Origin of the sequence: Actinophytocola sp. (assembly GCF_045807065.1) — a bacterium.
Lineage (GTDB): Bacteria > Actinomycetota > Actinomycetes > Mycobacteriales > Pseudonocardiaceae > Actinophytocola.
The window spans coordinates 1-6,741 of the sequence record NZ_JBJMIE010000544.1; the positions used below are offsets into that span (position 1 = coordinate 1).

Annotated in this window: 7 protein-coding genes and 1 pseudogene; 4 read left to right on the forward strand and 4 right to left on the reverse strand. The window is 71.0% G+C overall.

From position 1 onward, the window contains the following. Window positions 1-417 (forward strand): annotated as a pseudogene (locus ACJ73U_RS31835) (hypothetical protein); the annotation flags it as partial. Between the two features lie 66 nt (window positions 418-483). Here ACJ73U_RS31835 and ACJ73U_RS31840 read toward each other — a convergent pair. Next, entirely contained in the window at window positions 484-1,284 is an 801-nt protein-coding gene (locus ACJ73U_RS31840; protein ID WP_407781435.1) for an Fpg/Nei family DNA glycosylase, read from the reverse strand. Beyond that, on the reverse strand, window positions 1,284-1,754 hold the full coding sequence (locus ACJ73U_RS31845) for a ribose-5-phosphate isomerase (RefSeq protein ID WP_407781436.1): 471 nt from the start codon (window positions 1,752-1,754) through the stop codon (window positions 1,284-1,286). The genes ACJ73U_RS31840 and ACJ73U_RS31845 overlap by 1 nt, the downstream gene beginning before the upstream one ends. Before the next feature lie 27 nt (window positions 1,755-1,781). Between ACJ73U_RS31845 and ACJ73U_RS31850 the strand changes: the two genes are divergently transcribed. Both ACJ73U_RS31850 and ACJ73U_RS31855 read left to right on the forward strand, forming a co-directional pair. Then, window positions 1,782-2,567 carry a 2-phosphosulfolactate phosphatase gene (locus ACJ73U_RS31850; RefSeq protein ID WP_407781437.1) on the forward strand — a complete coding sequence of 262 codons (786 nt, stop codon included), beginning with the start codon at window positions 1,782-1,784 and terminating at the stop codon, window positions 2,565-2,567. Continuing rightward, the gene (locus ACJ73U_RS31855) at window positions 2,564-3,259 is read left to right on the forward strand and encodes an MBL fold metallo-hydrolase (protein WP_407781438.1); all 696 of its coding nucleotides are present in this window, start codon (window positions 2,564-2,566) and stop codon (window positions 3,257-3,259) included. Before ACJ73U_RS31850 ends, ACJ73U_RS31855 begins: the two co-directional genes overlap by 4 nt. On the opposite strand, the gene ACJ73U_RS31860 is transcribed toward ACJ73U_RS31855, so the two are convergent. Together ACJ73U_RS31860 and ACJ73U_RS31865 are read right to left on the reverse strand one after the other, a co-directional pair. Then, window positions 3,256-4,677: an aldehyde dehydrogenase family protein gene (locus ACJ73U_RS31860; RefSeq protein ID WP_407781439.1), complete on the reverse strand. Its 1,422-nt coding sequence runs from the start codon at window positions 4,675-4,677 to the stop codon at window positions 3,256-3,258. The genes ACJ73U_RS31855 and ACJ73U_RS31860 overlap by 4 nt on opposite strands. Before the next feature lie 75 nt (window positions 4,678-4,752). Then, entirely contained in the window at window positions 4,753-5,367 is a 615-nt protein-coding gene (locus ACJ73U_RS31865; RefSeq protein WP_407781440.1) for a DsbA family protein, read from the reverse strand. Between the two features lie 112 nt (window positions 5,368-5,479). On the opposite strand from ACJ73U_RS31865, the gene pepN reads away from it, so the two are divergent. Then, on the forward strand, window positions 5,480-6,741 hold a 1,262-nt coding region (pepN, locus tag ACJ73U_RS31870; RefSeq protein WP_407781441.1), incomplete at its 3' end, for an aminopeptidase N.

The following is a 6,741-nucleotide window of genomic DNA, read 5'->3' on the forward strand; positions in this document are numbered from 1 at the left end:
TACTACTACCCCGGCGGACGCGTGGCCGGGCGGCCGGTGCCGCAGGGCTGGTACAGCGAGCCGTGGTGGAAGCCGGCGCTCATCGGCGGTGCCTGGGGGCTCGGGTCCGTCCTGCTGTTCAGCGCCATGTTCGACGGCATGTACGGCGTCCCCGACGGCCAGGCCTGGGAGGCCGGCTACGACGCCGGGCAGGCCGACGCCATGGACAACGGGGACTACGGCGACGGCGGCGATGGTGGTGACGGCGGTGACGGGGGCGACTACGGCGACGGCGGTGGCGGCGGTGACTACGGCGACGGTGGCGGTGCCGACTTCGCCGACGCCGGCGGGGACTACGGTGGCGACTTCGGCGGTGGGGGCGACTGGGGCGGCGGGGACTTCGGCGGCGGAGACTTCGGCGGCTTCGGCGACTTCTGACCGCCGGCCAACGCCCTGAAGGGCACCCTGGGGACGCTCGACGTTCCCGGGGTGCCCTTCAGAGCATCAGGCCTGGCAGGTGGGGCACCAGTAGAGGTTGCGAGCGGCCAGCTCGGCCTTGCGGACCGGCGTGCCACACACCAGGCACGGCTGGTCCGTGCGGCGGTAGACGTACACCTCACCGCCGTGCCGGTCGACCCGTGGCGCGCGGCCCGTCACGTGGGGCAGGTGCTCGTCCCGGACGGTGTCGATGCGGCCCTTGCGAACGCCGTCCTTCATGAGCGCCACCAGGTCCGTCCACATCCGCGTCCACAACGCCTCGGCCACCGAACGGCCCGGCAGCTGGGGGTTCACGTTGTGCCGGAACAGCAGCTCCGCCCGGTACACGTTCCCCACCCCCGCCAGCACCTTCTGGTCCATCAGCAGCGCCGCGACCGGCAGCCTCGACCGGATGATGCGCGCGTACGCCACCGCGGGGTCCGCGTCGCGCCGCAGCGGGTCCGGGCCCAGGCGGGACAGCAGCTCCGCCTGGTCGGCCCTGTTCAGCACCTCGCAGCGCGTCGGTCCGCGCAGGTCCGTCCAGTGGGTCTCCCCCACCATGCGCATCCGCACCTGGCCGACCGGCAGCGCGGTGGGCAGCGCCGACTCGGTGAACGTCCCGTACAGCCCGAGGTGCACGTGGACGATCGCGTCCGGGCCGTACACGTGGAACAGGTGCTTGCCGTACGCCTCCGCCCGCGCCAGCGTCCGCCCGTCGACCGCGGCCGCTGGGAAGCGGCCCTGTGGGCTGGTCACCAGCACCCGGCGCTTGCCGTAGCGCTTCTGGTGCAGTCGGGCGAGGCGGTGGAGTGTGTGCCCCTCCGGCATCAGGCCGGCAGCGGCGGCGGGGTGCCGGTGCGCTCGTAGTCGGTCAGCATCTCGATGCGCCGGGCGTGCCGCTCGTCGCCGGAGAACGGGGTCGCGAGGAAGGTGTCGACGATGGCCGTGGCCTCCTCCAGCGAGTGCATCCGGCCGCCGACCGCCACCACCTGCGCGTTGTTGTGCGCGCGGCCCAGCTCGGCGGTCTCGGTGTTGTACGCGAGCGCGGCGCGGATGCCGGGGACCTTGTTGGCCGCGATCTGCTCCCCGTTGCCGGAGCCGCCGATCACGACGCCCAGGCTGCCCTCGTCGGCGAGCACGCGGCGCGCCGTCTCGACGCAGTAGGGCGGGTAGTCGTCGCCGGCGTCGTAGACGGCCGGGCCGACGTCGACGACCTCGTGGCCGGTGTCCGAGAGGTGCTTGACGAGATGCACCTTCAGCTCGAAGCCGGCGTGGTCGGAACCCAGGTAGACACGCACGTCGGGCATTCTGCCAGTTCTGGAAGCATGTGCCCGGTGACGGTCTTCGAACAGGACGGCTTCGACCTTCGCGTCGAGTGGGGCCTGGACGGTGTTCGCGCGCTCGGTCCCCACTGCGCGGTGCTGGTCATCGTGGATGTGCTCTCGTTCACCACCACGGTGGACATCGCCGTAGGGCGGGGTGGGCGGGTGCTGCCGCTGCCGTGGCGGGACGAGCGGGCGGCGCAGGCGGCGGCGAAGGCCGGCGCGACGTTGACGACCAGCGGGCTGGTCCCGGTCGACGACCCCGCCGGGTTCGTGGCCGAACAGTCGGACGGCTGGACGCTGCGACCGTCTTCCCTGGTGGAGCTGCCGGCGGGTACGTTCCTCGGGATCGCGTCACCCAACGGGGCCACGCTGTCCGCGGCGGCGGCCGAGACAGGGACGTGCGTCCTGGCTGGTTGCCTGCGCAACGCGTCAGCGGTGGCCGCGATCGCCTCGGAGATCGCCGGGGACCAGCCCGTCGGGATCGTGCCGGCAGGTGAGCGGTGGCGACCGGAACAACGGTTGCGGCCGTCGTTGGAGGACTATGTCGGTGCCGGCGCGATCGCCGCGGCGGTGACCGGGCGGACGGCGCCGTCGGCGGAGGCGGCGCTGGCGGTACAGGTGTATCGCGCAGTGGCGGAAAGGGTGCCGGAACTGCTGGCGGAGTCGGTGTCCGGGCGGGAGCTGGCCGCCGCGGGAGTGCCACGGGATGTCGAGTTGGCGGGCGAGGTGGATGTGAGCGGGACGGTGCCGCTGTTGTCGGCCGGTGTCTTCTCGGCCGCCGCATGAGTGGCCGGTGGATCGAGGTGGCGGACGGCGTGTACGCGCGCCGCTACGTCGAGCTGGACCAGACCCTCGGGCTCGTGGTCGGTGACACGTTCTGCCTGGTCATCGACACCGGCACGGACGAGGTGCACGGCGCGTCGATGGCGGCCGCGGTGCGGTTCGTCACGCCGCTGCCGTGGTCGGTGGTGATCACGCACGCGCACTTCGACCACTTCCTCGGCACCAACGCGTTCCTGCCGGCCGCGGTGATCGCGCACGAGCGGTGCCGGTCGGTGATCCTCGCCGACGGGGACATGCAGCGGCGGTCGTGGTCGGCGCGGTTCCGGTCGGACGGCAAGGCCGAGCAGGCGGACCGGCTCGCCACGGCGAAGCTGGTCGCGCCCAACGAGGTGATCACGTCCTCGGCCATGGTCGACCTGGGTGGGCGCGCCGTCATGCTCACCCACCCCGGGCCGGCGCACACCGACCACGACGTGTTCGTGCACGTGCCGGACGTCGACGTGGTGTTCGCCGGTGACCTCGTCGAGCAGGGCGCGCCGCCGTCGGTGGGACCGGACTCGCACGTGTCCGACTGGCCGGCGGCGCTCGACGCGATCCTCGCGCTCAACCCGGTGACCGTCGTGCCCGGCCACGGCGACCCCGTGGACGCCGACTTCGTGCGAAGACAGCGCGACGAGCTGAGCAGGATGCGTTAGAGCTGGACCGACTTCAGCTCGGTGAACTCCTCCAGCCCGTAGCGGCCGAACTCGCGGCCGTTGCCGGACTGCTTGAACCCGCCGAACGGCGCCCTGGTGTTGAACGCGGCGCCGTTGATGTCCACCTGCCCCGCCCGCAGCCTGCCCGCGACGGCGCGCGCACGGTCCACGTCGGCGCCGAACACGCCGGCGGCCAACCCGTACTGGGTGCCGTTGGCGATGCGGACGGCCTCCTCCTCGTCCCTGTACGGCAGGACCGACAGGACCGGGCCGAAGATCTCCTCCTGCGCGATCGTCATGTCCGGGGTGACGTCGCCGAAGACGGTCGGGCGCACGAAGTAGCCGCGGTCGCCGACCGGGTCCGGGCCGCCGGCCGCCAGGGTCGCGCCCTCCTCGACGCCCTTGCGGATGTAGTCGACCACGCGGTCGCGCTGTGCCGCGGACACGGACGGCCCGATGCGGGTCGACTCCAGGGCGGGGTCGCCGGGCACGTACTTCGCCGCGGCGCCCGCGGCGGCGGCGACGGCCTCGTCGTGGCGGTCGGCCGGCACCAGCAGGCGGGTCAGGGCGCTGCAGGCCTGGCCGTTGTTCATGAAGCAGTTGGCCACCGTGATCTTGGCGGCGCGGGTGATGTCGGCGTCGGCCAGCACGACGGAGGCGGACTTGCCGCCCAACTCCAGCGCGACCCTCTTGACCGTCTCGGCACCCACCGCGGCGACGCGGCGGCCGGCGCGGGTCGAGCCGGTGAACGAGACCATGTCCACGAGCGGGTGCGCGGCCAGCGCCTCGCCGACGACCGGGCCCGTGCCGTGGACCATGTTGAACACGCCCGCCGGCAGCCCGGCGGCGGCGATGATCTGGGCGAGCAGGCCGGCGGTCAGCGGCGCGACCTCGCTCGGCTTCAGTACGACTGTATTGCCCGCGACCAGGGCGGGCGTCACCTTCGCGACCATCTGCTGGAGCGGGAAGTTCCAGGGCGTGATGGCCGCGACCACGCCGATCGGGTCCCGCACGATCGTCGAGTTGCCGACCGTGACCGGGTCGAGCGCGCCGGCCTCGACTTCGGCGAGTACGCCGTCCGTGATGCCGACCAGGTTCACGACCTGCACCTTCGACGCGAAGGTGATGGGGGTGCCGACCTCGGCGACGATCGTGGCGGCCAGTTCGGCCGAACGGGCACGCAGGCCGTCGTTGACGCGCCGGATCGCGGCCACGCGCTCGGCCAGCGGGGTGGCGGCCCAGGCCTCGAACGCCGACGCGGCGGCCCGTACCGCCGCGTCGGCATCAGCCTGGGTGCCGGCCGGGACCGACGCGATGACCTCCTCCGTCGTCGGGTTGACGACGTCGATGCGTTCCCCGTCGCCCTCCGCGAACGAACCGTTGACGAAGTGGGCGGTGCTGACGGTGGGGGCGGCCATCGGTCCTCCGAGACGTGACGCGGTGATGTGACGCGCTCAGCGCTATCTGTCCCCAGCCTGTCACATCGCGGGGACTCAGTCGAAGGACAGTTCCCCGGTCCGCGTGCGCTTCAGCTCGAAGAAGTTCGGGAAACTCGCCAGGGCGACCGTGCCGTCGAACACCTTCAGCGCGTCCTCGCCCCGCGGGATCGAGTTCAGCACCGGCCCGAAGAACGCGACGCCGTCGACGTGGATGGTCGGGGTGCCGACGTCCATGCCGACCGGGTCCATGCCCTCGTGGTGGCTCTTGCGCAGGGCCTCGTCGTAGTCACCCGAATGGGCGGCTTCCGCCAGCTCGGCGGGGAGACCGACCTCGGCGAGGGCCTCCTTGATGACGACGTCGAAGTCCTTGTTGCCCTGGTTGTGGATCCGGGTGCCCATGGCCGTGTACAGGTCACGCAGGACCTCCTCGCCGTGCTGCTGGGCGGCCGCGATGGCCACGCGGACCGGACCCCACGCCTTCGCCATCGCCTCCTGGTACTCCTCGGGGAGGTCGCGGCCCTCGTTGAGCACCGAGAGGCTCATCACACGGAACCGGAGATCGACGTCACGCTGGGCCTCGACCTCGAGGATCCACCTGGAGGTGATCCAGGCGAACGGGCACAGGGGGTCGAAGTAGAAGTCGATCTTCGTCTTGCTGGGAGCAGTCATATCCTCAGAAACCCCGGAGTTCTTCCTGTTCTTCCCTCCTGGCGGACGAAACCACGAACGCGAATGATTGGATGAACAGGATTGTCAGTAACCGAACAGTTCGAGGTGACCAGTGGCTCCGCCCAACCTGACCCGTGACGAAGCACAACAGCGCGCCGCGCTGCTCGACGTGGCGTCCTACGACGTTGAGCTCGACCTCACGGACGGTGGCGGCAAGCCGGGCGACACCACCTTCCGCTCGACCACGACCGTGCGGTTCGCGAGCAACGAGGCCGGCGCGGACACGTGGATCGACCTGATCGCGGCGTCGGTCGAGAGCGCGGCCCTGAACGGCTCCCCGGTCGAGGTGTCCGGGTACGCCGAGGACACCGGCATCCGCCTGCCGTCGGTGGCCGAGGAGAACGAGCTGGTCGTGGACGCGACCTGCCGGTACATGAACACCGGCGAGGGCCTGCACCGGTTCGTGGACCCGGTGGACGGCGGCGTGTACCTGTACACGCAGTTCGAGACGGCCGACGCGAAGCGGATGTTCACCTGCTTCGACCAGCCGGACCTCAAGGCGACGTTCCGGTTCACGGTCGTCGCGCCGGAGGACTGGAAGGTGATGTCCAACTCACCGGTCGAGTCGACCGAGACGCTGCCGTCCGGCGCGGTCAGGCACGTGTTCCGGACCACCAGGCGGATGTCGACCTACGTGACCGCGCTGGTGGCCGGCCCGTACGCCGAGTGGCGGGACTCCTACGCCGACGAGAACTCGACCATCCCGCTGGGCATCTACTGCCGTGCCTCGCTCGCCGAGCACATGGACGCCGACCGGCTGTTCACCCAGACCAAGCAGGGCTTCGACTTCTACCACCGCAGCTTCGGCGTGCCGTACCCGTTCGAGAAGTACGACCAGTGCTTCGTGCCGGAGTTCAACGCGGGCGCCATGGAGAACGCGGGCTGCATCACGTTCCTCGAGGACTACGTGTTCCGCAGCAGGGTCACCCGCTACGCCTACGAGCGGCGCTGCGAGACCGTGCTGCACGAGATGGCGCACATGTGGTTCGGCGACCTGGTCACCATGCGCTGGTGGAACGACCTGTGGCTGAACGAGTCGTTCGCCACGTTCGCGAGCGTGCTGGCGCAGGCCGAGGCGACCGAGTACGTGCACGCGTGGACCTCGTTCGCGAACATCGAGAAGTCGTGGGCCTACCGGCAGGACCAGCTGCCCTCGACGCATCCGGTGGCCGCGGACATCCCCGACCTGCAGGCGGTCGAGGTCAACTTCGACGGCATCACCTACGCGAAGGGCGCCTCGGTGCTGAAGCAGCTCGTGGCGTACGTGGGGCAGGAGCACTTCCTGTCCGGGCTGCGGGTGTACTTCGCGAAGCA

Bases quoted from the DNA above. Each gene is read 5' to 3' on its own strand.
- ACJ73U_RS31840 (WP_407781435.1), bottom strand. From the start codon at position 1,284: ATGCCGGAGGGGCACACACTCCACCGCCTCGCCCGACTGCACCAGAAG.
- ACJ73U_RS31850 (WP_407781437.1), top strand. From the start codon at position 1,782: ATGTGCCCGGTGACGGTCTTCGAACAGGACGGCTTCGACCTTCGCGTC.
- ACJ73U_RS31855 (WP_407781438.1), top strand. From the start codon at position 2,564: ATGAGTGGCCGGTGGATCGAGGTGGCGGACGGCGTGTACGCGCGCCGC.
- ACJ73U_RS31860 (WP_407781439.1), bottom strand. From the start codon at position 4,677: ATGGCCGCCCCCACCGTCAGCACCGCCCACTTCGTCAACGGTTCGTTC.
- ACJ73U_RS31865 (WP_407781440.1), bottom strand. From the start codon at position 5,367: ATGACTGCTCCCAGCAAGACGAAGATCGACTTCTACTTCGACCCCCTG.